This is a genomic window from Streptomyces sp. NPDC107522, from assembly GCF_055657525.1.
The window spans coordinates 424,872-451,009 of sequence record NZ_JBVKAU010000004.1; the positions used below are offsets into that span (position 1 = coordinate 424,872).

Genomic DNA, 26,138 nt, shown 5'->3' on the forward strand with positions numbered 1-26,138 from the left:
AAGGCTATGGCCGCAGGTGAGCGGCCCGACTCCGGCTGGAGTCGGATCCCGGTCCCCAACCCGGGTTGCAGATGCTCTACCTGCGGTTGGAGGCGCCGATCGTCCCGCAGCGCGACGACGGTGCCACGCCGCCGACCATAGGCTCGATCACATCGAGAACGCGGTCGGCCACCGCTTCCACCAGCGGCTCTTTCACGCTTCACCGCGTATCCAACTCTCCAACGACTTCAGGGGGATCTCCCATGTCCAAGCGCGTTCTTCTCTCCTCGCTCATCGGCGCCGTCGCCCTCGGCGGAGTCGCCGCCGGCGGCCTCGCCCTGGCATCGGCCGCTACGGAACCGACCCTGGAGAACGGCTCGGCCCGCTACGCAGCTCCGTCCGAAGGCAGTGCGGGCTCGCTCACCTACACCGTGGACGTGCGTGACGACTCGGACCTCCGCGACCTCAAGGTCCTTGTCTGGCCCGCGAGTTCGAAGCTCGACCCGACCGAGGCGGAGCTTCGCTCGGCGGAGGTCGCCGAGTGCCGGGACACCTCGGACGACACCACCCGTTGCACCTACACGCTGAAGGTCGCGAAACGGGAGGCGGCCGAACTGGACAAGGGCACCTGGTACGTCTCGGCACTGGCCACGGCCAGGGACGGGGACACGACGTTCGTACCCCGCGCCGCCACCTTCGACGTCGCACGCTGATCCCCGAGCAACAACACGGGGACAACAGCGGAGCAACAAACCATTGGTTGACTGCGGAAAAAGTGACAGCTGCCCGAGCTCGCCGTCGCATTGATCGCGTAGCGTGCAAAACACTGATGTCGCCCAGGAGGTGGCCCGCCCGTTGAACTCACGTCATGGACACGCGATGCGGTTCGGCGTGCTCGGCCCCCTGGAAGTGCTGAAAGGCGGCGTTCCCCTCGACCTCGGGCCCCGCCAGCGCCGGCTGCTGCTCGTCCGCCTGCTCCTGGAGGACGGCCGCCCCGTCTCCCAGCACACCCTCCTGCGCGACCTGTGGCCCACGGACCGGCCGACCGGCGCCTCTTCCTCCGTACGCGCCCACATCAGCCGACTGCGCGCGGTCCTCGACCCCGTACGGCAGGGCCAGTCCACCATGCTGGTCAGCGGCCCGGCCGGATACGCGCTGAAGGTACCCCGCGAAGCACGGGACACGGCCCTCTTCGAGGACTCGCTGAGCCGGGCCCGCGAAGCGCTGAGAAACGGTCGGCTTCCCGTCGCCCGGCAGGAGATCGACACGGCGCTCGGCCTGTGGCGCGGCGAGGCACTGGCCGAGGCCGCCGAGCACGCCTTCGCCAACCGTGAACGTGCCCGGCTCGACAGCGCCCTCCAGGACGCCGAGGAACTGCGGGCCACCATCCTCCTGGGGCAGGGCGAGACGGAACCGGCGATCGACGTCACCGAGGACCTCGTACTCAAGGCACCGCTGCGGGAGACCTCCTGGGCCCTGCTGATGCGCGCGCTGTACGCGGCCGGGCGGCCGGTCGAGGCACTCAAGCAGTACGAGCGGTTCCGCCACATGCTGGCCACGGAGCTCGGCCTGGACCCCAGCCCCCAACTGCGGGACCTGCACACCGCGATCCTGCGGCACGACATCACCGTCCTCGGCACGCCTCCCACGGCTTCGTCCGGTACACGCCTTCCCCCTGTTCGTCCTTCGCCTCCCGACCTCGCCGCCGCGCCCGTCACGTCTCCGCACCGGGGCCCCGGACCTGCCGCCGCCATCCCCTTCGTGGGCCGCGACGAGCAGACCGCGCAACTGGCCGGGCTGCTGTCGGCCGCGGCAGCGGGCCGCCCCCAGTGGGCCGTGGTCAACGGGGAGCAGGGGTACGGCAAGACCCGGCTGGTGGAGGAGCTGTCCGCCCGGGCCGCGGCGGCGGGGTTCACGGTCGCCCGCACCAAGGGCGGTCAGGCGCTCAGTGGGAACCGTGGGGTCTTCCAGACCTGCCCGACCGTGCAACTCCTCGACGCGCTGCGGCAGGACGGCACCGACTCCGCTCAGGACGAGGTCGCGCAGAAGGACCCGCTCGGCACGGTCGTCCACGAACTCACGCAGGGACCCACGCTGTGTGTCGTCGACGACCTCGACCAGGCACCGCAGGGCTTCCACCGCCTGCTGCGGCGGCTCGCCAATGTGGTGCGGGAGGCGCCCGTCCTCTTCGTCTGCACCCTGCGCAATCCCGACGCCCCCGTGTCCAGCATGCTGCTCGCGGACCTGGCCCTGCTCGGCGCGACCTGGCTGACCCTGGAGCCGCTGACCGCCGACGGCGTGGCCGAGCTGCTCGCGGCGCGCGGCGAGGATGTCCGGCCCGAGGAGGTGGCGGCGCTGCACCGGCGTACCGAGGGCCACCCGTTCGCCTTGGCCGAGCTGCTCAAGCTGCCGGCCGGCCGGCGCACCGGGCCGCAGGCACAGGTACCGGCCGCGGTGCGCAACATCCTCCATGCGCGGCTGGTCGAGCTGCCGGATGCGGCCCGGACCATGCTCACCTACGCCGCCGCCGACGGCGAATGGCTCGACGTCGGTCTCCTCGCGGACGTCCAGGGGCTGGCACCGGACGAGCTGCTGCCGCTGATCGACGCCGCCGTCACCGCCCGGATCCTGGTCTGGGACGCGGACCCCGCCATGGGTGGCACCGGCCGTTACTGGTTGCCCGAACTGCCCCGCGACGTGGTGCTGAGCACCCAGACCCCGTCCTCCCGGCAACTCCGGCACGCGGCGCTCGCCCGCGAGCTGGCGGGCCGTACCGACACCGACCCGGCCCGGCTGGAGCGGCATCTGCGCGCGGCGGGCCCCACGGCCCCGGTCCCGGCCCGAAGCCGCCCCTCCGCCCTGGGGCAAGGTCACTGATCCTCGTTCTCGCTCCTCCCCCACCTCGCCGAACCCGGCGAGCCCACACTCGATCAGGAGTCTGTGATGACCACCAAGACGGGCCCGCAGAGATACCCCGGCGCAAGCCGGGCGAACTGGTACCAGGACGACTTCGGCGGTGACCCGATGCAGGTCAATGTCGTCGTCCTCCACACCACGGAGGGCCGCACCCTTCCCGGATACGGCGGCGGCTCCTCCGCACCGAACCTGACGGCGGTCCCCGATCTCGCCGCCAAGAAGCTGAAGTGGTACCAGCACTTCGACATAGAGACCTCCTCCAGGGCGCTGGTCAACCTGCGGGGCGGCGTCGAGACGAACACCATGAACGTGTGCCAGGTCGAGCTGGTCGGCACCTGCGACCCGAAGACCCACGCGAAGTGGAAGACCGCGGGCCAGGCGCACATCTACTGGCCGGACGCCCCCGACTGGGCACTGCAGGGCGTCGCCCGCTTCCTGGCCTGGATGCACGAGGAACACGGCGTACCGCTGTCCGGTCCGAAGTCGTGGCCCGCGTACCCCACGTCGTACGGGAGCGGCGGCCAGCGGCTGACCGGCGCGCAGTGGACGGACTTCAAAGGGGTGTGCGGGCACATGCACGTGCCCGAGAACGTCCACGGCGACCCCGGCGCGATCGACTTCGCCAGGATCACCAAGTACGCGAAGGCCGAGCTGGACGTGGACGACGACACCCCGGAGCCGACCACACCCACCAAACCCAGGGTTCCCGCGTTCCCGGGACGCAAGTACTTCGTGGCCGGGGCCTCGAACGCGTATGTCCTGCAGCTCGGCAAGCAGCTGGTGAAGCGCGGCTTCGGCGACCACTACAAGGTCGGCCCGAGCAGGACCTGGGGCGAGGCGGACCGGCTGAACGTGCGGGACTTCCAGAAGTCACGCAAGGAACTGCGCGGCGACGCCGACGGCAATCCCGGACCGCTGACCTGGCGCCTGCTGTTCTCCTGAGGCGCAGGGCGGCGGCCTGCCGGCCGGTGACGCCGTGCGCGTGGGTGGGGGCGTCCTGAAGACAGGTGCCACAAGGGGCACACGTGTGCGATCATTCGCCTGATTTCGCCGTGCGCCGCCCTCGACCCCAGGTCATGCAGGGCCCCGGCCTTCACCTGCGTCGCTCGACGCCGTCCTGGGGGGAACGCCATGCCCTACCGCCTGTGTGCACGCGGGAGATCCGCGGCGTACACCGCACTCCTGCTCACACTCGCACTGTCGGTCCTGCTGACGGGCCTTCTGCCGACCGGCGCCGCACAGGCGTCGGAAGGCACCACGTCCGTGGCCGCCGCGTTTGATGCCACCGCACCGGCCGCCGCCGAGGACTGCGCCCCCCTCGCGCTCGCCCCCTTCGGCGACCCGGGTTCCGCGGTGGGCAAGGCGACCGTCCCCGCCGACGGCAGCGCCTGCTTCACCTTCACCGCCGAGCAGCCGGGACTGCACCGCGTGCTGACGGAAAGGAGCGCGACGACCGCCCAGGTCTTCGACGGTGAGACCGAGGTGGACTGCTACGACGCCACGTGGGGCAACGGCTGGTGTGCGCTGCCGCGGGCCGGCGCCTTCACCCTGAAGCTCACCAACACCAGCTGGGGGACCGGCAGTCGCGAGATCCCCGTGACCGTCACCCCGCTGGCCACCACCGCCGGCTGCGCGGAGGAGACCGGTACGTCCTGGGACCTGCCCCCGGTCACCGGGTCCGCGGTCTCTCCGTTCGGCCTCGTGTGCCATCCGTTCACGGCCAAGCCCGGCGAGCGGATCACGGTCGACTTCCATATCGACACGTACGGCGAGAGCGTCAACTGGATCACCGACGAGACGGGTGCCCACATCTGCCCGCACTTCAACGAGGACGACAGCGACGGGTGTGTGCTGCCCGGTGACGGGCCGTACCGGGTGCTCGGGCACGTCAGGCAGGCCGAGCGCGGCTTCCCCGCACCGTACACCCTGAAGATCCGTCGGCTGTCCGACCCCGCCGGTTGCGCGCGCGTCCCCGTGAACGCGTACAACTCCGCGCCCACCACGGTGGATCCGGCCACCGGCTGCAAGGTCTTCACCGCCACGGCGGCGGCACGGTACAGCGTGTACGAGGTGACCGACGGATCCCGTTCCGCCCTCACCGTGTACGACCGCGAGGGGAAGACCGTGTGCGCCGGCTGCGGCGTCCCCGCCGGTGACTACACCGTCCTCACCGACCACGCCACCCTCATCCTCGACCGCGCCGGAACCGCCGGCTGCGAGCCCGCCGAACTCGGCACCCACCAGGGCACCTTCGGCACGGCGGGCGAGATCGACTGCCTGACGCTGCCGCTGCCCGAGGGCGCCCGGATGGCCGCGCTGACGCCCCTGAGCGGAGCGGCTCCCCGGCCGGAGGTCGTGGTCGTCGACGCGGACGGCGTCCAGCGGTGCAACTGGGAGACCCTCGGCGCGGGGACCTGCGCGCTGACCGGCTCCGCCCCGTTCCGCGCCCTGGTGTCCACCGACGACAGCGACACGGCGACCGGTTCCTACCGCATCGCCCTGCACCGCACGGACGCGGCGAGCGGCTGCCCGGCCGTCCCGGTGGGCGACTTCACCGCCGACAGCGCCACGGCCCGGTTCAGCACCGGCGACGGGGTCTTCTCGCACTGCCTGTCCATTCCGGCGGACGACCACAGCGCGATGGAGAACCTCCAGCTGCGGGCCGTCTCCGGTGGCTCCACCGCCGAGTTCTCGGTGCTGGACGGCGACGGCAAGCAGGTGTGCAGCGTCTGGCCCTCTCTGTCCACCTGGACCACCTGCGCCCTCGCCCCGGGCGTCGCGCACACGGTGCTGGTCACCGGCCGCGACACCCCCGCCGAGTACACCCTCGCCCGGCGTGACGTCACCGCCACCGCCAAGGGCTGCGCGGCGAACCCGGCGACCGCGGTGGGCGGCCCGTCCACGGGCGGCACTCCGGCGGCACCCGGCCTGCTGCTCTGCCGCCAGGTGACCACCGCCGACGCCGGGGACACCCTGCACCTCGACGTCCGCGACCCGCTGGGCACCGCCAACATCCTGGCGTACGACGCGCAGGGCGACCCCGTCTGCTCGTACCGCAACAAGGCGTGCGCGGTCACCGGCTCCACCAGCTACCAGGTCCTCGTCACCGTCCCGACGAACCTGAAGGCCGCCGAGTCCTACCGGTTCGACGCCCTGCGCATCGCGACGTCCGCCGGGCCGGCCGCCGAATGCGCCGAGGTCCCGAACGTCAGCTACGGGTACGGGCCGGTCACCGGCACCCTCGACGAGCAGCACACCGCGGTCTGCGCGGCGCTGCCCACCGCGTACAGCGACCGCTTCGACTTCGAGGTCAGCGACACCGCGGGCGGCACCGCGACGGCCGTGCCCGCGCTCTACGACGCGAGCCTGGACAACAACTGCACACTGTTCATTCCGAGCGGCTACCAGTGCTACGTGAACGAGCCGTACACGACGGACGTCAGCCCGAGCATCCTGGTCGTCGGGCTGCCGGAGAAGGCCTCGCAGACCTCCTACAAGGCGGAACTGGTCTGTACGTACGCGCTCTGCGGCACCGAGAAGATCAGCATCGGCGCGGTCACCCCGACCAGCGGCGTCAGTGGCACGAAGACCACGGTGACCGTGACGGGCACCGCCCTGCACGAGGACGACAAGGTACGGATCAGCAAGTCCGGCAAGTCGGTCGAGTCGACCACCACCTCGGTGGCCGCCGACCGGAAGTCCCTGAAGGCCGCTCTGGACCTGACCGGACTCGCCCCGGGCGACTGGAGCCTCAGCGTCATCACCCACAACTCCTGGGAGTACCAGCGCGGCACGTTCACCGTCACCCCGGCCCCGCTGAAGAACACCGCCGTCCCGACCGTCACCGGCACCGCCCGGGTCGGCGCCAAGCTCACCGTCAAGCCCGGATCCTGGACGCCGGCCCCGGACTCGTACACCTACCGGTGGAAGGCCGACGGCCAGGCGATCTCGGGGGCCACCGCCGCAACGTATGTGGTGCCCGCCTCGCTGCGCGGCAAGAAGCTGAGTGTGGCCGTCACCGCCCTCAAGAGCGGCTGGCAGAGCACGACGGCCGAGTCCTCCGCGCGCGTCGTCACGGCGGCGCCCAGGGACCACACGGGTGCCGGTTCGGTGCCGGACGGCGTCGGGGATCTGCTGACACTGAACTCCACCGGCTCGCTCACCTTCCAGCATGGTTCCGGTACGGGGATCTTCTCGGGCAGGACCAGCGGCTCGGGCTGGTCGACCTCGGTCAGGGCGATCCCGTTCGGGGACGTGAACGGTGACCGGTGCAACGACGTGCTGGTGCGGATGGCCGACGGCTCCCTGCGGGCGTACCGGCCGGGCTGCGGGAAGGCGGTCACGCCGTCGACGTCGTACGTGTCGCTGGGCACGGGCTGGAACCAGTACAACGTGCTGACCTCGCCTGGGGACATCACCGGTGACGGGCGGGCGGACCTGATCACCCGCAACTCCTCCACCGGTGCCGTGTACCTGCACAAGGGCACCAGCGACGGGAAACTGGCGGCGCGGGTGAAGCTCTACGACAACTGGAAGGGCTACAAGAAGATCGTCGGGGTCGGGGACCTGAACGGCGACGGCCACGGCGACCTGCTCGCCCAGGACTCCTCGAACGAGCTGTGGCGCTACAACGGCACGGCGACGGGGAAGTTCGCGTCCCGGGTGAAGGTGTTCGACGACTGGGGTGCGGCGTACAACGTCGTCGTCGGCGTCGGGGACATCACCCGTGACGGGAAGGCGGACCTCGTCTCCCGGGACACCTCCGGCAACCTGTGGCGCAACAGCGGCAACGGCAGTGGCTCGTTCTCCGGCCGGGTGAAGATCGCCACCGGATGGCGGGGCTACAAGGCCCTCTTCTGACCGCTGACCACCGTGACAGGACGAGGAAGGCCCCGACCATCGCCGGTCGGGGCCTTCCTCGTCGTCGGGAAGCGGAGTGTCAGGTCTGGAGGGCCTGTTCGGGCTCCGTCGCAGGTACTTCCCGGGCGCCGGTGGTCCTTGGGGTCTTCGCGGCAGGGCGGGCCGGCGTGGTGAGGACGGCGAGGCAGCCGACGACCAGGGCTGTGCCGGCCCAGCCGAGCAGCGGCAGGCGCTCACCGACGACCAGCACGGCGAGTACGGCCGCGACGACGGGTTCCAGCAGCGAAAGGGTGGTCGCCGTGCTCGCCGGGACGTGCGCCAGGCCCCAGCCGAACAAGAGGTAGCCGAGGAACATGGGCACCAGGGCCATATAGGCCCCGACGGCCGCGTTCGACCATGAGTCGAGAAGCGGGGCGCCGGTGACCAGCAGCACGGGCAGGAGCAGCAGACCGCCCAGCCCGAAGACGGTCCCCATGGCCGCGCCCGAGCTGACACCGCGGCTGATCAGGCGGTGGGCCGCCCAGGAGTACAGGGCGTAGGTGAAGCCGGCCACCAGGCCCAGACCCACGCCGAGCACGGTCGACTGCGCGGAGCGGGTCCCGGAGCCGGCGTGCGCCTGGGCCGCCTCGGCCATGCACAGCAGCACGGTCCCCGACAGGCCCAGAGCGGCGCCGATCATCCAGCGTCGGGTGAGGCGGCGTTTGTCCACCACGCGCTCGATGACGGCCGAGGCGAGCGGCGCCGAGCCGATCGACACCACGGTGCCGGCGGCAACCCCGGCCAGGTGCATGGAGGTGTAGAAGGCCAGGGGGTAGGCCCCCACCGACAGCGCGCCGAGCACGACCACGCCGCGCTGTGCGCGCAGCCCCGGCGTCTCCCTGGCGATACGCGGGGCGGCGACGAGGGCTTGGAGCAGTCCCCCGAGGCCCATGGCGGCGGCTCCGACGGCGAGAGGCCCGACGGATGGGGCGAAGGTCGCGGCGGTGCCGGTGGTGCCCCACAGCACCGACGCCACGAGCACGCACAGCGAGCCCATCCCCACCGAGCCGGCCGCGTGTCCGGCGGGACGCGTCACAGCCGGTCCAGCAGGTTCGCCGCCATGTCCCGCGCATGCTCCAGACGGGTACCCGCACCCTCCAGACCGGCCCGCGCCGTCGCGCCCTCCAGCAGGAACGACAGATGCTCCGCCACCGAGCGCACCTCCTCGGGCCGGTCGGGCAGCAACTCCTCGACGTGCCCGGCGAGGAGGGCCTCGACCTCCTCCTTGTGCCGGCGCACCACGTCCCGCCCCTCGTGCCCGGCGGGCAGTTCGGCGGCCGCGTTCAGCAGCCCGCATCCGCGGAAGCCGTGCTCGTAGGCGAACGCGGCGTGATCGGCGTAGGCGTCGAATACGGCCAGTACGCCGCCTCGACCGTCCCCGGCTTCTTCCAGCCGCCGCCGGTACAGGCCCAGCCACTCCTCGTGCCGTGCCTCGAGGTAGGCCATCACCAGGTCGGCCTTGGAGGAGAAGTTGTTGTACAGGCTCATCTTCGCCACGCCCGCCTCGGCGGTGATCGTGTCGATGCCTGTCGCCGACACGCCGTCCGCGTAGAAGCGGCGCGCGGCGGCGTCGAGCAGCCGCGCCCGTGCGCTTCCCTGCCTCTTACCGGGTCGTGCGGCCGGGGTGGGGGTGTCGCCCATCACGTCGCCTTCCTGTGTTCTAGGTAGGTCAGTCTACCTATTACGGCGGTTGCGGCGAACCGCACGTGCGCAGGGCGTGGGCGATGAGCTTGCCGGGAGCCCCGGGGAGCCGGTGCGTCACCAGGCCAGGGCGTCGGCCATGGTCGACTGCCAGTACGAGACCCGGATCGAGTCGTCGACGTACACGCCCTTCTCGGGCAGTGACGGGTGGGCCGCGCTCCCGGCGCCCTGGTCGAAGAGGACCGCGAGGGACTTGGCCGTGTAGCCGTTGGAGCCGCTGCCGTCCGCGGCCGAGAGAAGGACGCCCGCATAGCCCGACTCGCCAGGGGCCAGCGTGACGACGGCCTGCGGCTTGGAGTCCTCGAAGGCCGGCGGGACGGACTGGGCCTCGCCGAACCGGACCGCCGGATGGCCGACGAGGTTGCAGTTCTTCGAGCCGGTGTTGGTCACGGTGATGAGCAGGTGGTTCAGGGGGCGGGAGATCTCCGTGGCGGTCGTCCGGGTGGAGGTCGTGGAGCAGGGGGTCCTGGTGGGCTCCGAGTCATTGGAGCCCGTGGAACCGGACGAGCCCGTGGAACCCGACGTACCCGTGGAACCCGACGACCCCGTGCCACTTGAACCTGCCGCGCCGCCCGTCGAGCCTTCGGAGGCCCCGCCCGCCGCGTCGGTCTGGCCGGCCCCGGTGGAGGTCCCCCCGCTCGCCTTGGGCGAGGGCGTGGTGGAGGCCGCGGGCGTCGACGTGGACGCGGATCCTGCCGATGCCCCTTCGTCGGCGACGCCTTCTCCGTTGTTGCATGCCGTCAACGTCAGCGTGGCGGCCGTGAGCGCGGCAGCGACGAACATGTGGGTGCGGCGGGTGCGTGTGGACATGTGATCCCCCTTGTGCGGTACGGGTGTTGCATGGGCCGCTCGTCCGGGTGCCGGGAGCGGCGTGCTTGGATGGCCAGAGCTTGTGCGGTGATCCGTCCCGGCCGCCACAACTGCCGGGGCATCAGGGACGCTGGAACGCTTGCGGCGGCTCCGACCTGGGGGAATGACCTCCGCCTGGAATGGCGGTCCGGGACGTGAGGAGAGGGAGGAATGGTGGCGGGGGACGAGTTCTCGCAGCTGTTGGGCCGGTTGAAGGAGCGGTCCGGGCTCAGTTACGGGGTGCTCGGGAAGCGGCTGCACACGAGTGCGTCCACGCTTCACCGGTACGTCAACGGAGACGCCGTACCGACGGACTACGCGCCCGTGGAGCGCTTCGCGCGGATATGCAAGGCGACGCCCGAGGAACTGGTGGAACTGCATCGGCAGTGGGTTCTCGCGGACGCCCGGCGAAGGCGGAAGGCGGCCGGGACCTCTGCGGAGACCGGGGCCCCTGCGGAGATCGGGGCCTCGGCGCAGACACCTGTCGAGACACCCACGGCGGTGGAACCGCGGGATGAGCAACCGCCCACGATCGAGGCTCCCGCGGCGCGGCGGCGTACCGTCGTCCTCGCCGGGATCGCCGTGGCCGCCGCCCTCGTGTCGGCCGCGCTGGTGGTGAACCTCGTGGTCGGCAAGGGCGACGACGACCGGGACGGGAAGCAGACCACAGGGGCGGCCGCCTCCCGGTCCGTCGGTGAAAGCCCCCGCGCCTCCGAGTCGGCCGACGCGACGGCCGGGTCGGCCGCACCGTCCGCCTCGCGCAGCGGCAAGGGCGGTCCGACGGCTTCCGCCTCCGCCTCCCGGAGCGGCGGGGCCGGGGCGGCTGCGGGCAGCGGTGCCGAGGACGGGGCCACCGCGCCCACCGTCGCCGTCAACCCGTACAAGTGGGAAGGCCCGTGCAGCCAGCACTACCTGATCGACCGGAAGCCGGAGCAGGTGCCTCCGCCGCCGGCCGAGCCGGACGCGCGCGGGTGGGTCACCGCGCTCGGCGGCGTCGCCGGCGGGCAGCAGATGCTCGCGCTGACCGTGCAGGGCACCGGGAAGGCCACCGTCGTCCTGGACGAACTGCATGTGCGGGTGGTGGAGAAGAGCGCGCCGCTCGCCTGGAACGACTTCGCGATGGGCGTCGGATGCGGTGGCGACGTGGAGACGGCGGCATTCGAGGTGGACCTCGATGCCGGGCGGCCCGATGTCTCCCCCAAGGCCGGTCAGCGCGACTTCCCGTACAAGGTGAGTGAGTCCGATCCCGAAGTCTTCTACGTCTTCGCGGACGCGCGGGCGCACAACGTGAGCTGGTACCTGGAACTGGACTGGTCCAGCGGTGACCAGAAGGGCACCGTACGCATCGACGACCACGGCAAGCCCTTCCGGACCAGCGGGAACGTGGGACGGCCCGCCTACACCTATCCGCTCGGCTCCTCGGAGTGGGGGCGGGACGAGTCGTATCCCGACATTCCCGGCTGAGCGCGGGCGGACAGCGGAGGACGCCCGGGTCCTCCCTGTTTCCCGCGCCTCCCGCCCCCTGCCCGTTTCGCCCGCTGATCGGCGATTTATGAACACGTTCGAATTCCGTTGACGCCCTGTGTTACCTTCCGGCGCTTGCTGGAGGCCTGCTCCGCATCGCGCCACGTCGATGTGCACCGTGCGTGCGTGTCCGTGTGTGTCCGCGTCGAGCTGCCTCCTCACCACCAGCCACTTGGAGGTATGTGTGACAGGGCGACACTCGCCTGGCCGTGGAGGTACGTTCACGCGCGCCGGCATCGCCACTGCCGCCGCGCTCGCCGTCGCCGGAGGCGCCGTCCCGTTCCTGCTCCAGGGAGCGCAGGCCGAGGCGGCCCCGGTCACCATCGACGCGCCCGACCGCTATCTGCCGCGTGCCGACGCGCTGTACGCCGCGGGCCCCGACGGACAGCTCGAGCGGACGGAGCCCGACGGCTCCGGGACCGGCCTCGGCCGCTACCGCTGGGTGCCCGCCGCCGGTGACCCGGTCGATCTCGGCAGCCAGGAACAGGCCGAGGCCGGGGCCGTCACCGGCGCCGGATCCAACACCGTCGGCATCTACGACGAAGCCGCCCGCACCGTCACCCTCAAGGACCTGGGGGCCGGCACGTCGACCGAGATCGCCGTGCCCGCGGGGCAGAAGTACCTCGGCACCTACGGCACCGCCGTGCTGACCGGTGTCTGGGCCGACGGCGCCGAGCGCGGCGAGCTGCACATCCTGCGCGCCGAGGGCGCGGGCACCACCGACACCCCGGTGGCCGGGCTGGACGCGGGCGCCATCGCCGGCCACACCGTCCAGGGCGGCGATGCCAGGACGCTGGCCGTGCACTACTTCGTCGAGGGGCACGGCCCGGCCCTGGGGCTCCTCGACCTGGAGAGCGCGAAGATCACCGCGTCGCTGGGCGGCGCCGGCGTCGACGCGGACTCCATGGCGGTGTTCTCGCCCGACCGCATCGCCTTCTACAACGACGACATGTACGGCGTACGCGTCTGGGACCGCTCGGACGTGACCAAGGAGCCGGTCTACGTCAAGGTCGGCATGTCCGCGTTCGGCGACACCGAGGAGACCAAGGGCAAGCCGGTCATCGGCCTGTCCGGCGACTACGTCCTGCTCACCCGCAAGCCCGTCTGGGTCGCCGAGTCCGACATCCGAGTACGGCTCGGAAACCCGCTGTACGCCTACCCGTTGGACGGCGGCGAGCGCAGCACCGTGCTGGCGCACGTGCAGTCCCGGATCGTGCAGGCCCCGGGCGGCGGAGCCCTGGTGACCGGTGGCACGGGTGCCGCGGACTGGGCGGTGCGCAAGGTCGCGCCGGGCGCCGACGGGGCGCCCGCGGTCACCGCCGTGCACGGCGTGCCGGCGAAGGCGGGCAGGGTCGCGTCCCTGTCCCTGGCCGCCGGGCGGCTCACCACCGCCGAGCCCGACAGCCGTGCGCTGCCCGCGGTGGCGCAGCGCGGCGGCATCACCGTCGGCACCACGTCGTCGACGGGGACGTGGCGCGCGGTGGCCGAGCCGGACGGATCGGACGCGGCCCAGTACAAGCGGTACGTCGACGTCCGGCCGGTCGGCACCGGTGACGGCCGCTCCGTGGTCCTGGCCGACAATGCCGGGCAGGACGTGCTGGAGTCCGCCGACGCGGACGGCCGAGTCACCGACCTGACGAAGCTGACCGGCGCCCCGTACGGCGCGTGGGGCGACGGCGACAAGGTGCTGTCGGCCTCCGGCCGGTACGTGGTCTACGGGCGGCCCGGCGCTGAGGAGGACAAGTACCTGGTCGACCAGGACGACCCCTCGTACAGCGTCCTCGAAGGCGTGACGAATGCCGCCGTCTGGGGCACCGCGCGGTGGACCGTGGACGGCTCCGGCAACCTTGAGGGCCGTGGCCTGCCCACCGCATCGGGCACCGCCACCGTCTCCGCCTGCGCCGCCAAGGACCTGCAGGCCGTGGGGCGTTGGGTGTACTGGGAGTGCTCGTCGCCGTACGAGACGAACCCCGTCGAGGTGTACGACGCCGCGACCGGGACGCGGATGACCCTGCCGCGGCCCGGCAAGCTGGGCGACGGGTACGTGGTCTCGTACGACAGCGCGACGCGACGTGTCGAGGTCACCGACTTCCACACCGGGACCGTGGCCGAGCCGCGCACCGTCGAGGAACTGCCCGCCGACCCCGGCGTCAAGGACCCCGTCAGCGCGGACCCCTACGGCGGGACGATCGCCTATGCGGTCGGCGACGGGAAGGTCCGGGTCGCGGACAGCGGCGTGCCGACGTCCCCGGTGAAGAAGATCCAGTCGCGCGTCGAGTCGTCGGTGGACGTCTCCGCCAACTCCGCCGACCGGACGTGGAACGCATCCTGGCTGCTGTCCAAGCCGGTCACCGGTGCCAAGGCCGAGATCCGGGACAAGGCCGGGCGCGTGGTGCGCACGCTGACCCCGACCCGCCTCGACGCCTCGCTCGCCACCACATGGGACGGCAAAGTCAGCGACACCCGGTACGCCACCGACGGCACCTACACCTGGCGGCTGACCGGCACCCCGGCCGACGGTCAGGGTCCGGCGCTCTCCGCCACCGGCACCTTCACCCTGACCGGCGGCACCCGGCCGTACCACGACCTCAACGGCGGCGCGGGCGACCTGACGACGCTCACCTCCTCCGGCTACCTCACCACCCACTACGGCGACGGCAAGGGCGCCTTCGCCGGCAAGGCGTCCGGCTCCGGCTGGCCCGCGGGCACGGTCGCCGTCCCGTTCGGCGACCTCACCGAGGACCGCTGCAACGACCTGCTGGTCCGCGTGCCCGACGGCACTCTGCGCCGCTACACGGGCAAGTGCGCGGGCGGCGGCTACAGCCCCACCGGCGGCTACACGGCCCTCGGCACCGGCTGGCAGCAGTACAACGTGCTGACCGCGCCCGGTGACATCACGGGCGACGGCCGTACGGACCTGATCGCGCGACAGGCCTCCACGGGCGACATCTACCTGTTCGCCGACAACGGCTCCGGCGGCTTCAAGAGCCGGCTGAAGATCCGCTCGGCGTGGACGTACACCCACATCACCGGCGCCGGCGACCTCAACGGCGACGGCTTCGGCGACCTGCTGGCCCGCCGCAGCGACGGCACGCTCTTCCGCTACGACGGCACGGGCGCGGGTCAGTTCAAGGAGCGGGTCACCGTCTTCACGTCCTGGGGCAGGACGTACAACGCGATGCTGGGCGTCGGCGACATCACCGGTGACGGCAGGGCCGACCTGGTCGTCCGCGACACCTCCGGGAACCTCTACCGCAACAACGGCAAGGGGAACGGCTCCTTCACCTCCCGCACGCAGATCGCCACGGGGTGGCAGGGCTACAAGGGCCTGTTCTAGAAGCCCGCTGAAACCCGGGTTCCCGGCCCCGACTCGCTCGAGTCGGGGCCGGCCGGCGGCGTCACCCGGTGGCAGACGGGTCAGCGGAGAGGACGGATCAGCAAGGACCGTTCACCCAGCGGTTGGCCTCGCCCTCGTCGTTCGCCTCCGAGTCCCAGGTGTTGCCCCAGCCCTTGTCCAGGCAGAAGGAGTTCCCGCCGTAGCCGTTGTCCGCGTAGACCACCACGGAGCTGTACGAGGTGCCGGTGCCGTTGTTGAACCAGGACGAGTCCTCGTGGGCGATGAACCGGTTGACGGTGTCCGACCAGATGGGGTTGTCGTACTTGAACATGGCGATGCCGACGTCTTCGAGCTCGTAGTTGATGCCCTTGTAGACGCACAGGTTCCCCTGCGGGCAGTTGCCGGGATTCCGCTGGCTGTACGTGGGGTTCGTGCCCCCGGCCTGCGCGGTGGTGGCGGCGATCGGAAGCAGGGCGGCGGCCAGGGCCAGCCCCAGCAGGGCGCGCTTGGTGGTGCGCATGGTGTTCTCCGTTCTACTTCTGGGTTCTGCTTGTGGTGGATTTCCTCCGGCGGGCGCCGGGGGTCCCACGCCGGGCCTACGGCGGCCGGGCGCGCGGGTTCGGTGGGGTGGTGCGGCCTCAGCCGGAGCCGACGACGGAGCGGGCTCGGCCGAGCGCGGTCGTGACCGCCTGGGTGTAGTAGCGGGTCTGGCGGGCGAACTCGTGCCGTGCGGCGTCCCGCACGTGCTCCCGCTGCAGCCGGGCGCCGGTCCTGGCGAGTCCGGCCGTACGGTTGCACTCCGCGTCGGCGACGGCGACGGTCACCTCGTGCTCGAACGCCTCCTCGGCGGTGCGGGACCGGTTGTCCTTCGCCACGGCGCCGATGGCCTGCGAAGAGCTCCGGTAGGCCAGTCCCCGTGCCTTCATGCAGGCACGCCAGTCGGCCAGCGCCTCGGTGTACCGGGGTTCCGCCACCACGTCGTCGAAGGTGAAGTACTCCAGGTTCACCACGGCCGCCTTGGCCTCGGTCCACTTGCGCAGATCGCCGTAGAGCCGTCGGCGGGCGTCGGCCTGGCAGCCGTCGGCGCTGGTGAAGATCTGGCCGCGGCCGGGCGCCGGGACGACGATGGCGGCGCGGTCGGTGCCGTTCAGGGCGCGGTCGAACTCGGCCTGGCGCCGCGGCGGGAGGGAGGCGAAGTAGCGTGCCTGGGGGCTGTTCTCGGCCGCGGCCTTCCGGTCCCGGTCGCCGGACCGGTCGCCGGACCGCTCGCCGTTTCGGTCGCCGGACCGGTCTACGTCCCCGGCGCCGGACCGGGCCGCCTCGGCCAGGCCGTAACCGTGCCGGCGGGCCCAGGCGACGTCGTCCAGGCCGAAGCGGCGTTCGGGTGCCTCGCTGCGCGGTCCGCCCGGGTCGAGCCGGTACTGGAAGCCCTTGTCCCGCATACAGCTGGTGATCAGCCGCTGCTCGGCTTCGCTGAGGAGGCCCCGCTCCGCGTCGGTCAGCCCGGTGCGCAATCGGCCGCCGGTGTCCTCGGACGGCCGGTCGGCGGCGGAGCAGGCCGTGACGAGCAGCAGGCCCGTCACGGCGAGCGTCCGGAGCAGATCCTTTCCGCTCATCGGAACTCCTCGTGTCGTCGATGGTGGTCCGCCGCGGGATGACGGCCCCGGCGGCGGACGGAACGTGTGGCGCCGGCCGACGGCGTGCGGCGCGGCCGAACGCTGCGGAACGTATCCGGGGCGCGGCCGGGCACGTCATCCGGAAGTTCACGGAATGACGCCCTGAGGGGCGGTGGGGTAGGGCCGCGGCGGCCCGGTCGCGGGCGGCTGCGGGTGACCGGCGCGTCGGTGCGGCCACCCCGTCAACTTCCGGGTACCGGCGGGCAGATGAGCGCCGTAGCGTGCACCCGCCGCCTGCGGACCGGACCGGACGACGGGCCCGGGGACAGGTGTCCGTGCACATCTGAAGGGCCGACGCGGCGGGGGCGGCCGGCCCGTACCGGGGCGCCGCGGTGGCCCGAGTGAGAAGGGGAACCCACTGTGAACAGTCCGACCACCCACCACGGCGGAGCAGCCGCCGGCCGACCGCCGAACCGGCGCGGTGCGCGCCTGCGGCGACCCGGCGCGATCGCCGCCGTCCTCGCCCTGGCCGCTACGGTGCTGGGCCTGACCGGGGCACCACCGGCCACCGCGGCACCGGCCACCGCCGCACCTGCCCGCGCCACGCAGGCGGAGATACCGGCGGGCGTGACCGCAGGCGTGGCGGTCTTCGACCGTACGACCGGGACCTTCACCGAACGGCTCAACGAGACCATGCGGTTCCGCTCGGCCTCGGTGGTGAAGCTGCTCATCGCCCTCGACTACCTGCGCAACCGCGACCCCCGCGCCCTGTCCGCCGCCGACCGCACCCGGCTCGACTCGATGCTGCGCAGCAGCGACGACAACGCGGCCGGCTATTACTGGGACCTCGGCGGGCGGACGGCGGTCATCGACCGGACGGTGGCGCGGCTCGGCCTGACCGACACCGCCAACCCCCCGCCGGGGTACGAGGGTTACTGGGGATACGTGGCCCTGTCGGCCGCCGACACGGTGCGGATCTACCGGTACGTCCTGGACACCGCCTCCGCGCCGGTGCGCGACTACGTGATGGGCAACCTGCGGCAGTCGACGCGCTGTGGCACCGACGGGTTCGACCAGCAGTTCGGCATCGCGGGCTCGTTCGAGCGGCCGTGGGCGGTCAAGCAGGGCTGGTCCGGCTTCGGCAGCTCCGGCAGCTGCACCCCCAAGCCCCCGACGACCGTCCCCGCCGCCGCGGCGCAGCGGTCCACGCCGCAGCGGTCCGCGCCGCGTGCCGCGGCCGGGGTCGACCTGACGCGCGAGGCGCTGCACACCACGGGCACGGTCGGGGCCGGTGACCGCACCATCGTGGCCGTGTTCACCCTGCACCCCGACGGCACCCCGTACGGCACCGCGTACACGGCCGTCAACCGGCTCACCCGCTCCCTCGACGTGCCGGGCGCCGTCCGCCCGTCGGGAACCTGGTTCGGCACCTGGGGCTCGGGCGTGAACGTGCGCCCGCGGCCGACGACCGTCGACTCCGCGCCACTGACGACGCTGCCCGCCGGCGTGGAGGTCCTGGTGAGCTGCCAGAAGCTGGGCCAGGAGGTCACCATTCCGCCATACACGAACGCGTGGTGGGCCTATCTCCCCCAGTACGGCGGCTACATGACCAACATCTACATCAGCTCGCCGGGCAACCAGCTCCCCGGCGTGCCCGTCTGTTCCTCGTAAAAAGCGCTGGAAGAGCGGCAAAGGGCCTGACGTGGAACGGACTCCACGTGGGGCCCGCCCTCCTCTCCCTTTCCCCTTGCGCCGCCCCAGGGCGGACGGCCGCCCCCGCCCAACGGCAGAATCCAGCCGACGCGCACGCGAACGAGCCCGCACGGGATACCCCCCGGGGCTACGATGCCTGCCGGCCACTGACCAGGCCGAAAATCGGGGAAGGAAAATCTGCCGATGAGCGGCATACTGATCCATTTGCCGTCAGCGCACCGCACGGAGCCGCCGACGAGCCTGCGCCTGGGGGCGGGGGAGGCGGCGCGCTTCGGCCGCGGCACGAAGGCGCATCCGGTCGAACTGCTGCTGCCCGACCCGGCCGTCTCCCGGCTCGCCGGCGAGATCCGGGTGACGGAGGACCACTGGCAGCTCACCAACTACTCCACCACCCACAGTTACCTGGTGGAGAACCCGGAAGGGGCCGGGGAGTACCTGCGGGTCCCGCCGCGCCGCTCGGGGGCGCCGATCCCGTTCGAGTTCGCCCGGGTCGTGCTGCCCACCCGGGGCTCCACGGTGAGCTTCCAGGTGTTCGCGCCCGACCACGTCTACCTCGACCCGGACGATCCCGGCGGCGCCTGGGGCACCCGCACCCTGAACGCCTACTCCCTGGACGAGACCGCCACGTACTTCCTCGTCCTGGTGGCCCTGTGCGAACCGCGGCTGCGCGACGAGTCGGCGGTCTCCGTGCCGACCACCCCGCAGGTGGTGGAACGCATCCGCACCCACCCGGCGCTGACGCGGCTGACCGCGCGGGCGGTCAGCGCCCACATCGACTACCTGGCGGAGCAGAAGCTGCGGGTGCGCGGGCCGCAGGACACCGCCGACGCCGGCAGCGGCGCGCGGCGTACCGGCAAGCGCGAGGCCGTGGTCGGCGTCGCGCTGCGCTTCGGCCTGGTCCGCGAGGAGCACCTGGCGCTGCTGCCGCCCCGCACCCCGAGCCTGCCGCTCCCGGAGCAGGCACGGCCCGGAGGCCACCGATGAGCGGCGCGAGAGAGACGTACGACGAGACGGTCGACGGCAGAACCGGCGAACCGGGTCATGGCGGGACCGGCGGGTCAGACCACGGCGGGACCGGTGAGACGCCCGGTCGGATACCCCGGGGCTTCCGCGTGGGCCGCTGGGAGGTCACCGAGCCGATCGCCGACGGCGGCTGGGGACGCGTCTACGAGGGCCGCGACACGGCGGCGGACGCAACGGCCCCGGAGCAGGCAGGGAGCGGCGGAGCAGGGGACGGTGGGGCGGAGCGGCGGGTCGCGTTGAAGTTCCTGCCGACCTCGGGGCTGGCTCCCCGGCAGGCCGAACGGCTGGCGGAGACGGCGCGGCGCGAGATCGAGTTCGGCAGCCGTGCCCATCACCCCCGGCTGATGCGGCTGTTGGACTCCGTGGTGCTCGGCGACTGCGAGGTGCCCGGACTGGACGGCGCCGTCGTGCTGGTCATGGAGCGGGCCGAGAGCAGCCTGCAGGACCTGCTGGACGCCGCGGACGGCACCGCCCTGCCGGAAGCGGACCGGCTGCTGACCGAGATCTGCGAGGGGCTGGCCCACCTGCACGGGCTCGGCTGGGTGCACGGCGATCTGAAGCCGGCCAACGTGCTGATCATGGCGGACGGTTCGGTACGGCTGTCCGACTTCGGTCTCACCGCCGAGTTGGAGGGGACGCGCGGCACCCACGGCTACATCCCGCCCCTCGGATCGCCCGACTACCTGCCGCCCGAGCGCTGGCGGGCCCCGCTGGACGAGCGCGGGGTGCAGGTGCGGCCCACCGCCGACGTGTGGGCCCTGGGCGTGATGATCCACCAGGTGTTCACCGGCGGTGCCTCGCCCTTCCCCGGGGCCACGCCCATCTCCCGGACCTCGGCGGTCCAGGAGTACGCCGGGGGCAGGGCGCCGCTCAGGCTGCACGTCGCGGTGCCGGAGTTCTGGCGCGCCCTGGCCGCCGACTGCCTCCTGCCCGCACACGCCGAGCGTGCGGCGCACACGGCCGAGAGCCTGCTGGAACGCGTCCGGGCCGCCGGGCGCGGGGACGGCCGCACCGCCGCCCGGCAGCGGACCGGCAAGCGGGCCGCGGCGCTGGCCGCCGGTGCCGCGCTGGCCCTGCTGGGCGCGGGCGGCGCCGCCTGGTGGCAGTGGGGAGGCTCCGACGGCGACGCCCGGCGAACGGCTCCGCAGGTGCGGCTGAGCGTGTACAACGCCGACGACAAGTGCCGCGCCCGCAAGGACCGCCACCCGGAGTGCAGCCTCGGCCTCGCCATCGACCCCACCGCGGCGTACGTGCTGGACAACGTCGTGCAGACCCGGGTCTGGCACGGCGACGCCCTCGCCGTCGAGTGCGGTATGGAACGCGGCATCCCCATCACCGACGAGGCGGGCGTCCGGTCGTCACGGTGGTACCGGGTGCGCCTGCCCACGGCGGAGAAGGGCCCGGAGACCGTGCGGACCACCGCCTGGCTGCCCGGCGTACGGACCAGGAGCCGCCCCGCCGTCCCGGCCTGCGCCGGCTGAGCCACGGCCGACGTCAGCCGCACCGTGTGCTGACGCCGCCGGTCTCGTCGCCCTTGAGGTAGATGCCGCTGACGTAACCGACCCCGCCCGCGTTCAGCGGCAGGCGGACCCACTTGTCGTTGGTGATGCCCTCGGCGGTCACGCTCTGACCGACCACCCAGCACTGCGCCGGGTAGGACTCGCCCGCGTACACCTTGCTGACCACACCACACGAAGTCGACGCGCAGGAACGGACGTTGGCCTCGGCCCACGCCGTCACCGTCGTCGAACCACCCCCGCCACCTCCGCCGCCCCCGCCGGGCGTGCACGGCAGCCCCACCCCGCGGTCGCGCAGGTACGGGACCGGGTCGATGCCGCGGATCGAGGTGGACGTGCCGACCCGCACCCGCAGATGCAGGTGGACGCCGGTGGAGTCGCCCTCGGAGCCCATCAGGGCGATGCGCTGACCGGCCGACACCTGCTGGCCGACGGAGACGTCCCGCTGGTACATGTGCCCGTACTCGGTCACCGTGCCGTCGGGGTGGAGGATGCGGATCCACTGGCCGTATCCCTGGGCCGGGCCGGAGGCGATGACCTCGCCGGCGCCGACCGCGTGGATCGGGGTGCCGAGCGAGTTCGCGATGTCGACGCCGTCGTGGGTGCTGCTGTAGCCCTGGGTGACCACGCCTGCGGCCGGGCAGGAGCCGGCGTAGGCGGTGGCGGCGGTGGAGCCGTTCGTCGCCGCGTGGCCGGGGGTGGCCGCCGCGAGCGGCAGCAGCAGGGCCGCCGCGGCCAGCAGGCCGGCCCGCAGGTTCATGCCGCGCAGACCAAGTCGCACGGGTTCCTCCCATGAGGTAGCGGCTTCTGACGAGCCGTCGGGTGGGTGTACGGCCACGCCCGCTGTGGGGCGGTCGGCCGGACCACGGAACATAGACGCGCGGCGGTCGCGCGGGGCATCCGGAAGTTTGCGGAGAGACGGTGCCCCGGGAGCGCGGTAGTCCTGGACCGTCGTCCGCATCCGCCGAGGGGGAACCCGTGCATGTCGCATCCGTGCGTGCCAAGTGGCGTACGCCGCTGTGGAGAACGCAGATCCTGTGTCTGCTGCTCGTCCTGACGGGCCTGACCGCGGCACCGCCCGCCGCCGCGCAGGATCCGAAACGTCAGAGCAGTTGGCGTATCGACCTGGCGGGGCCGGAGGCCGACCGGGGCAACGTCGCCCGCCGTCCGGACGGGATCACCGTCAAGGACAGCAAGGGCCGCACACCGTCGGCACCCGGCACGTCCCACGCCGTCTACACCTCGCCCGGCAGAAGCCTCGGCCGGCAACTCACGGCGTTCACCGTGCGGACCGAGGCGGAAATCCCCACCGGCACCAAGGTGCTGACCGAGATCCGGGGCAGCAACCACCCGGGCACCTGGACGCAGTGGCGGACCACGGACGGCGCCGGCGCGGTCCGGCTGCCGCAGACGGTCTCCCTCCTCCAGGTCCGGCTCACCCTGCTCGGCGTCCCCGGCGGGCCGTCACCCACCGTCCACGCCGTCACCGTCGCCGCCGCGGCCGAGCAGCCCGCGCCACAGCAGACCCCGCAGAACGGCATGTCGGCGGCCGCGTCCGGTCCCACCTACCGGCTGTTCGCCACCCGGGAGGGCCTCACCGGGCAGACCACCGCCAACGGCCATGTCATCCAGCCCCGCGACCACTTCGTGGCCCTGCCCTCGCGACGGATGCTGGCGACCAACGGCGGACACGAGTACCAGGTGCGTCTGTGCTACAAGGGGCGTTGCGAGACCGCGCCCGTGTGGGACGTCGGCCCGTGGAACACCCGCGACGACTACTGGAACCCGCCCGCGCAGCGGGAGATGTGGCGGGACCTGCCGCAGGGCACCCCCGAGTCCCAGGCGGCCTACCTCAACGGCTACAACGGCGGGCTCGACGAGTTCGGCCGGCGGGTCGCCAACCCTGCCGGCATCGACGTCGCGGACGGCACCTTCTGGGACGGCCTCGGCATGACCGACAACGACTGGGTGGACGTCACCTTCATGCCCGACGGGAACGGCGGGGGTGGTTCGACGACGGTGACGGCGTGGGCCGAGGCCAACGTCCGTTCCTGTGCGTCGACTTCGTGTGGTGTGGTCAGCAAGGTGTACGCGGGCGAGTCCTACCCGGCGCAGTGCTGGGTGGTCGGTCAGAGCGTGACCGCCGAGGGCATCACCAACGACAAGTGGGTCCGCCTGCCGCTGAACGCGGGCGGGGTCGGTTACGTCAGCGGCATCTACCTCAAGGGCGACGAGACCGGCGGCGTCAGCACACGGTGCGGCTGAGAGCGCGAGTTCGGTTGTCGTCACCCGTTCCGTGCCGAAGGCACTCGGGTGCTTGCTACGGGGTCAGCACGACCTTCCCCGCGACGGTGCCCGACTCGGCCAGCCGCAGGGCGTCGGCGACGCGGGTGAGCGGCAGGCGGGCGGCGATCTGGGCGCTGACCTCCCCGCGCTGGAGCGCGGCGAAGACCTGGGTGAGGTCGGCGCGCAGCCGGGACCGGAAGCGGTTCCTGGCCAGGGCCCGGCCGGCCCAGACGTTGAAGAAGTACGCGCGGCGACGGTTGGGCAGCGCGTTCCACAGCCACACCCGCAGCAGCAGCTTGAGGACGGGCCACTGCTTGGACCCCTCGGCATCACGGGTGGAGGCGCTGCCGTACGAGACGAGCGTGCCGCCGGGGGCGAGGAGGCGCCAGGAGTCGACGATGCCGCGCCCGCCGACGTGGTCGAAGACGGCGTCCACGCCGCGCGGGGCGAGTTCGCGGATCCGTGCGCCGACGTCGTCGGTGCGGTAGTCGACGGGGACGACTCCCCGTTCGCGCAGGGCGTCGTGATGGCGCGCGGACGCCGTACCGATCACCTGCGCGCCCGCGGCCCGGGCGAGCTGGACCAGGACCGATCCGACGCCACCGTTCGCGCCGTGCACCACGACGGTGTGCCCCGCCCGGACGCGGGCCTTGCGGTGCAGCATCTGCCAGGCGGTGATGCCGTTGAGGACGAGGGTCTCCGCCTCCGCCGCACCGATCCCGTCGGGTACCGGCACGACGTCCGCCGCGTCGACGAGCACGTGGCTGGCCCAGCCGCCGACCTTGACCAGCGCGGCGACCCGGGCGCCGGCCAGGCTCCGCTCGACCCCCTCGCCGGTCTCCAGCACCGTACCCACAAGGTCGTAGCCGGGCACGAACGGGAAGGGCGGCTGGTCGAAGTAGCGGCCGCGCCGCATCTGCTGCTCGGCGAAGGAGACGCCGGTCGCCTCCATCCGTACGACGACCTGCCCGTGACCGGGGACGGGAACCGCTCCGTGCCGGACCTGGAGCCCCTCCGGCTCGACCTTGCCCGGCAGGACGATCTCGACGAGTTCCTCGGTGCTGTTCATGACGACCTCCGCTTGAGTTACTGCTCATCGTGTTCGTTATAGGTTCTAACTCACGGGCAGGTAAGTGTCAATAACTTCAGTGATAGCCTCTAACCATGAGCGACGACGAGGACGCGAAGACCCCGCGCGAGCGCTACCGCGCCCAGGTGCGTACGGAGATCAAGCAACGCGCGTGGGAACAGATCGCCACGGCGGGCGCGTCCGCGCTCTCCCTCAACGCGATCGCCAAGCAGATGGGCATGAGCGGACCCGCGCTGTACCGGTACTTCGGCGGCCGCGACGAGCTGATCACCGAGCTCGTCAGGGACGCGTACCGAAGCCTCGCCGACGCCTTCCGCGCGGCCTCGTACAGCGGTGCCGACGTGACCGCGCTGGCGCACACCTTGCGGGAATGGGCCATGCGGGACCCCCAGCGCTACTTCCTCATCTACGGCACACCCGTCCCCGGCTACCGAGCGCCCGACGACACCACCGCGATCGCGTCCGAGATCATGGCGACCCTCCTGGACGCCTGCGCCGCGCTGCCCTCGGAGGGCCCGGCGACGCCGTTCGACGCGCACCTCGAGGGCCACCGGCACTGGGCGGACGGCCATCCCGCCCCGCCCGCGGTCCTCCACCGGGCCCTGAGCTTCTGGACCCGGCTGCACGGCGTCCTGTCCCTGGAACTCGCCGGCCACTTCACCGGTATGGGCATCGACCCCGCGCAGCTCTTCGCCGCCGAGCTGGCCGACCTCACCGGCACGCCGGCGAGCTGACCACCCCACGCCCCGCCTCGGTGTGCGCCCGTGGCGTCGCCGAGTTGTCCGCGAACTCCCCCGGGATTGTCCGTGATCGGTAACGGACGGATCCCGTGGCCGCTTTCCCTCGTCCTGCCAGGTGGTCGCGAGGTGACCAGGGATCGGCGAGGAACTGTGCGGAAGCGGGGCGGACATGGCACGGCACGGCGGTGGGCGGGGCTGGTACGGCAAGGTGATCGGGGCGGCGCTCGGGGTGACGGTGCTCGCCGCCGGTGCCGCGGTGTGGACCGCGCAGGCCGGTGCCGTGGGCGGCTCCTCGCCGAAGGCGACCGCGTCGGCCACGCCGGCCAGTGACGTCAAGCCGGTCGCGGTGACCATCGCGCACGCCTCGGACAAGGGGGCGCGCGGCGTCAACATCACCATCGACGACGGCCCCGACCCCGTGTGGACGCCTCAAGTGCTCGACGTGCTGCGGGAGTACGGGGTGAAGGCCACGTTCTGCATGGTGGGGACGCAGGCGCAGGCCCACCCGGACCTCGTGAAGAAGGTGGTCGCGGCCGGGCACCGGCTGTGCGACCACTCGGTGTCGCACGACACCACCATGGACAGGCAGTCCCAGGCCTACCAGTCGCAGCAGATACTCGACGCCGAACGCATGATCACCAAGGCGTCCGGGGGCGTACGGCCGATGTACTACCGGGCGCCCGGCGGCGCCTTCACCCCCTACAGCCGCAAGGTCGCCGCCTCCCGGGGCATGCGCCCGCTGGGCTGGAACGTGGACACCAAGGACTTCGAGCGGCCTGGCACGGACGCCATCGTGGCCACCGTGGAGAGGGAGCTGCCGAACGGCCCGACGCTGCTCTTCCACGACGCGGGAGGCGACCGTTCCCAGACCGTCGAGGCCCTGCGCCGGATCCTTCCCTCGCTCAAGGAGCAGGGCTACTCCTTCGGCTTCCCGGTGCGCTGAGCCCG

General features: G+C 72.3%; 19 protein-coding genes. 12 read left to right on the top strand and 7 right to left on the bottom strand.

All coding sequences use genetic code 11. The annotated features are described in order from the left end of the window. The first annotated feature begins 242 nt into the window (after positions 1–242). The 4 genes from ACZ7L6_RS15945 to ACZ7L6_RS15960 all read left to right on the top strand — a co-directional run bounded on the left by ACZ7L6_RS15945 (position 243) and on the right by ACZ7L6_RS15960 (position 7,755). Positions 243–692 carry a DUF5707 domain-containing protein gene (locus ACZ7L6_RS15945; RefSeq protein ID WP_471924121.1) on the top strand — a complete coding sequence of 150 codons (450 nt, stop codon included), beginning with the start codon at positions 243–245 and terminating at the stop codon, positions 690–692. Between the two features lie 142 nt (positions 693–834). After that, positions 835–2,856: a BTAD domain-containing putative transcriptional regulator gene (locus ACZ7L6_RS15950; RefSeq protein WP_471924123.1), complete on the top strand. Its 2,022-nt coding sequence runs from the start codon at positions 835–837 to the stop codon at positions 2,854–2,856. Positions 2,857–2,922: 66 nt separating this feature from the next. Further along, entirely contained in the window at positions 2,923–3,837 is a 915-nt protein-coding gene (locus ACZ7L6_RS15955; RefSeq protein WP_471924125.1) for a peptidoglycan-binding protein, read from the top strand. A gap of 189 nt (positions 3,838–4,026) precedes the next feature. Further along, positions 4,027–7,755, top strand: a complete 3,729-nt coding sequence (locus ACZ7L6_RS15960) for an FG-GAP-like repeat-containing protein (protein ID WP_471924127.1) — start codon at positions 4,027–4,029, stop codon at positions 7,753–7,755. Positions 7,756–7,834: 79 nt separating this feature from the next. On the opposite strand, the gene ACZ7L6_RS15965 is transcribed toward ACZ7L6_RS15960, so the two are convergent. The 3 genes from ACZ7L6_RS15965 to ACZ7L6_RS15975 form a co-directional block, all read right to left on the bottom strand. Then, on the bottom strand, positions 7,835–8,830 hold the full coding sequence (locus ACZ7L6_RS15965; RefSeq protein WP_471924129.1) for a DMT family transporter: 996 nt from the start codon (positions 8,828–8,830) through the stop codon (positions 7,835–7,837). Then, a complete protein-coding gene (locus ACZ7L6_RS15970; RefSeq protein ID WP_471924131.1) occupies positions 8,827–9,435 on the bottom strand; it encodes a TetR/AcrR family transcriptional regulator in 609 nt (202 codons plus the stop codon). Before ACZ7L6_RS15970 ends, ACZ7L6_RS15965 begins: the two co-directional genes overlap by 4 nt. Before the next feature lie 117 nt (positions 9,436–9,552). Continuing rightward, positions 9,553–10,305, bottom strand: coding sequence for a DUF4232 domain-containing protein (locus ACZ7L6_RS15975; RefSeq protein WP_471924134.1), 753 nt, complete (start codon positions 10,303–10,305; stop codon positions 9,553–9,555). Between the two features lie 213 nt (positions 10,306–10,518). Between ACZ7L6_RS15975 and ACZ7L6_RS15980 the strand changes: the two genes are divergently transcribed. Further along, positions 10,519–11,808, top strand: a complete 1,290-nt coding sequence (locus ACZ7L6_RS15980; RefSeq protein WP_471924596.1) for a helix-turn-helix domain-containing protein — start codon at positions 10,519–10,521, stop codon at positions 11,806–11,808. Between the two features lie 244 nt (positions 11,809–12,052). After that, the gene (locus ACZ7L6_RS15985; protein WP_471924136.1) at positions 12,053–15,205 is read left to right on the top strand and encodes an FG-GAP-like repeat-containing protein; all 3,153 of its coding nucleotides are present in this window, start codon (positions 12,053–12,055) and stop codon (positions 15,203–15,205) included. 97 nt (positions 15,206–15,302) lie between these two features. On the opposite strand, the gene ACZ7L6_RS15990 is transcribed toward ACZ7L6_RS15985, so the two are convergent. Continuing rightward, positions 15,303–15,725 (bottom strand): peptidase inhibitor family I36 protein, encoded by a 423-nt coding sequence (locus tag ACZ7L6_RS15990; RefSeq protein WP_471924138.1) that lies wholly within the window; start codon positions 15,723–15,725, stop codon positions 15,303–15,305. A gap of 118 nt (positions 15,726–15,843) precedes the next feature. Continuing rightward, positions 15,844–16,821, bottom strand: coding sequence for a hypothetical protein (locus ACZ7L6_RS15995; protein ID WP_471924141.1), 978 nt, complete (start codon positions 16,819–16,821; stop codon positions 15,844–15,846). A gap of 525 nt (positions 16,822–17,346) precedes the next feature. On the opposite strand from ACZ7L6_RS15995, the gene ACZ7L6_RS16000 reads away from it, so the two are divergent. The 3 genes from ACZ7L6_RS16000 to ACZ7L6_RS16010 all read left to right on the top strand — a co-directional run bounded on the left by ACZ7L6_RS16000 (position 17,347) and on the right by ACZ7L6_RS16010 (position 21,038). Beyond that, positions 17,347–18,492, top strand: a complete 1,146-nt coding sequence (locus ACZ7L6_RS16000) for a serine hydrolase (RefSeq protein WP_471924598.1) — start codon at positions 17,347–17,349, stop codon at positions 18,490–18,492. Between the two features lie 225 nt (positions 18,493–18,717). Continuing rightward, positions 18,718–19,518, top strand: a complete 801-nt coding sequence (locus ACZ7L6_RS16005; protein ID WP_471924143.1) for an FHA domain-containing protein — start codon at positions 18,718–18,720, stop codon at positions 19,516–19,518. Further along, on the top strand, positions 19,515–21,038 hold the full coding sequence (locus tag ACZ7L6_RS16010) for a serine/threonine-protein kinase (RefSeq protein WP_471924145.1): 1,524 nt from the start codon (positions 19,515–19,517) through the stop codon (positions 21,036–21,038). The genes ACZ7L6_RS16005 and ACZ7L6_RS16010 overlap by 4 nt, the downstream gene beginning before the upstream one ends. A gap of 13 nt (positions 21,039–21,051) precedes the next feature. Here ACZ7L6_RS16010 and ACZ7L6_RS16015 read toward each other — a convergent pair whose 3' ends face one another. Continuing rightward, positions 21,052–21,855: a peptidoglycan DD-metalloendopeptidase family protein gene (locus tag ACZ7L6_RS16015; protein ID WP_471924147.1), complete on the bottom strand. Its 804-nt coding sequence runs from the start codon at positions 21,853–21,855 to the stop codon at positions 21,052–21,054. A gap of 197 nt (positions 21,856–22,052) precedes the next feature. Here ACZ7L6_RS16015 and ACZ7L6_RS16020 point away from each other — a divergent pair, with 197 nt between their 5' ends. After that, positions 22,053–23,339, top strand: coding sequence for an SH3 domain-containing protein (locus ACZ7L6_RS16020; protein WP_471924149.1), 1,287 nt, complete (start codon positions 22,053–22,055; stop codon positions 23,337–23,339). A gap of 55 nt (positions 23,340–23,394) precedes the next feature. On the opposite strand, the gene ACZ7L6_RS16025 is transcribed toward ACZ7L6_RS16020, so the two are convergent. Beyond that, a complete protein-coding gene (locus tag ACZ7L6_RS16025; protein WP_471924151.1) occupies positions 23,395–24,429 on the bottom strand; it encodes a medium chain dehydrogenase/reductase family protein in 1,035 nt (344 codons plus the stop codon). Between the two features lie 95 nt (positions 24,430–24,524). Between ACZ7L6_RS16025 and ACZ7L6_RS16030 the strand changes: the two genes are divergently transcribed. Together ACZ7L6_RS16030 and ACZ7L6_RS16035 are read left to right on the top strand one after the other, a co-directional pair. Next, positions 24,525–25,184, top strand: coding sequence for a TetR/AcrR family transcriptional regulator (locus ACZ7L6_RS16030; RefSeq protein ID WP_471924153.1), 660 nt, complete (start codon positions 24,525–24,527; stop codon positions 25,182–25,184). A 175-nt stretch (positions 25,185–25,359) separates the two neighbouring features. Next, positions 25,360–26,133, top strand: a complete 774-nt coding sequence (locus tag ACZ7L6_RS16035) for a polysaccharide deacetylase family protein (protein ID WP_471924155.1) — start codon at positions 25,360–25,362, stop codon at positions 26,131–26,133. Positions 26,134–26,138 lie beyond the last annotated feature (5 nt).

Coding starts and splice junctions, on each gene's coding strand:
- ACZ7L6_RS15975 (WP_471924134.1), bottom strand. CDS start 10,305: ATGTCCACACGCACCCGCCGCACCCACATGTTCGTCGCTGCCGCGCTC.
- ACZ7L6_RS15955 (WP_471924125.1), top strand. CDS start 2,923: ATGACCACCAAGACGGGCCCGCAGAGATACCCCGGCGCAAGCCGGGCG.
- ACZ7L6_RS15970 (WP_471924131.1), bottom strand. CDS start 9,435: ATGGGCGACACCCCCACCCCGGCCGCACGACCCGGTAAGAGGCAGGGA.
- ACZ7L6_RS15990 (WP_471924138.1), bottom strand. CDS start 15,725: ATGCGCACCACCAAGCGCGCCCTGCTGGGGCTGGCCCTGGCCGCCGCC.
- ACZ7L6_RS16005 (WP_471924143.1), top strand. CDS start 18,718: ATGAGCGGCATACTGATCCATTTGCCGTCAGCGCACCGCACGGAGCCG.
- ACZ7L6_RS16030 (WP_471924153.1), top strand. CDS start 24,525: ATGAGCGACGACGAGGACGCGAAGACCCCGCGCGAGCGCTACCGCGCC.
- ACZ7L6_RS15960 (WP_471924127.1), top strand. CDS start 4,027: ATGCCCTACCGCCTGTGTGCACGCGGGAGATCCGCGGCGTACACCGCA.
- ACZ7L6_RS16035 (WP_471924155.1), top strand. CDS start 25,360: ATGGCACGGCACGGCGGTGGGCGGGGCTGGTACGGCAAGGTGATCGGG.
- ACZ7L6_RS15945 (WP_471924121.1), top strand. CDS start 243: ATGTCCAAGCGCGTTCTTCTCTCCTCGCTCATCGGCGCCGTCGCCCTC.
- ACZ7L6_RS16025 (WP_471924151.1), bottom strand. CDS start 24,429: ATGAACAGCACCGAGGAACTCGTCGAGATCGTCCTGCCGGGCAAGGTC.
- ACZ7L6_RS15995 (WP_471924141.1), bottom strand. CDS start 16,821: ATGAGCGGAAAGGATCTGCTCCGGACGCTCGCCGTGACGGGCCTGCTG.
- ACZ7L6_RS16010 (WP_471924145.1), top strand. CDS start 19,515: ATGAGCGGCGCGAGAGAGACGTACGACGAGACGGTCGACGGCAGAACC.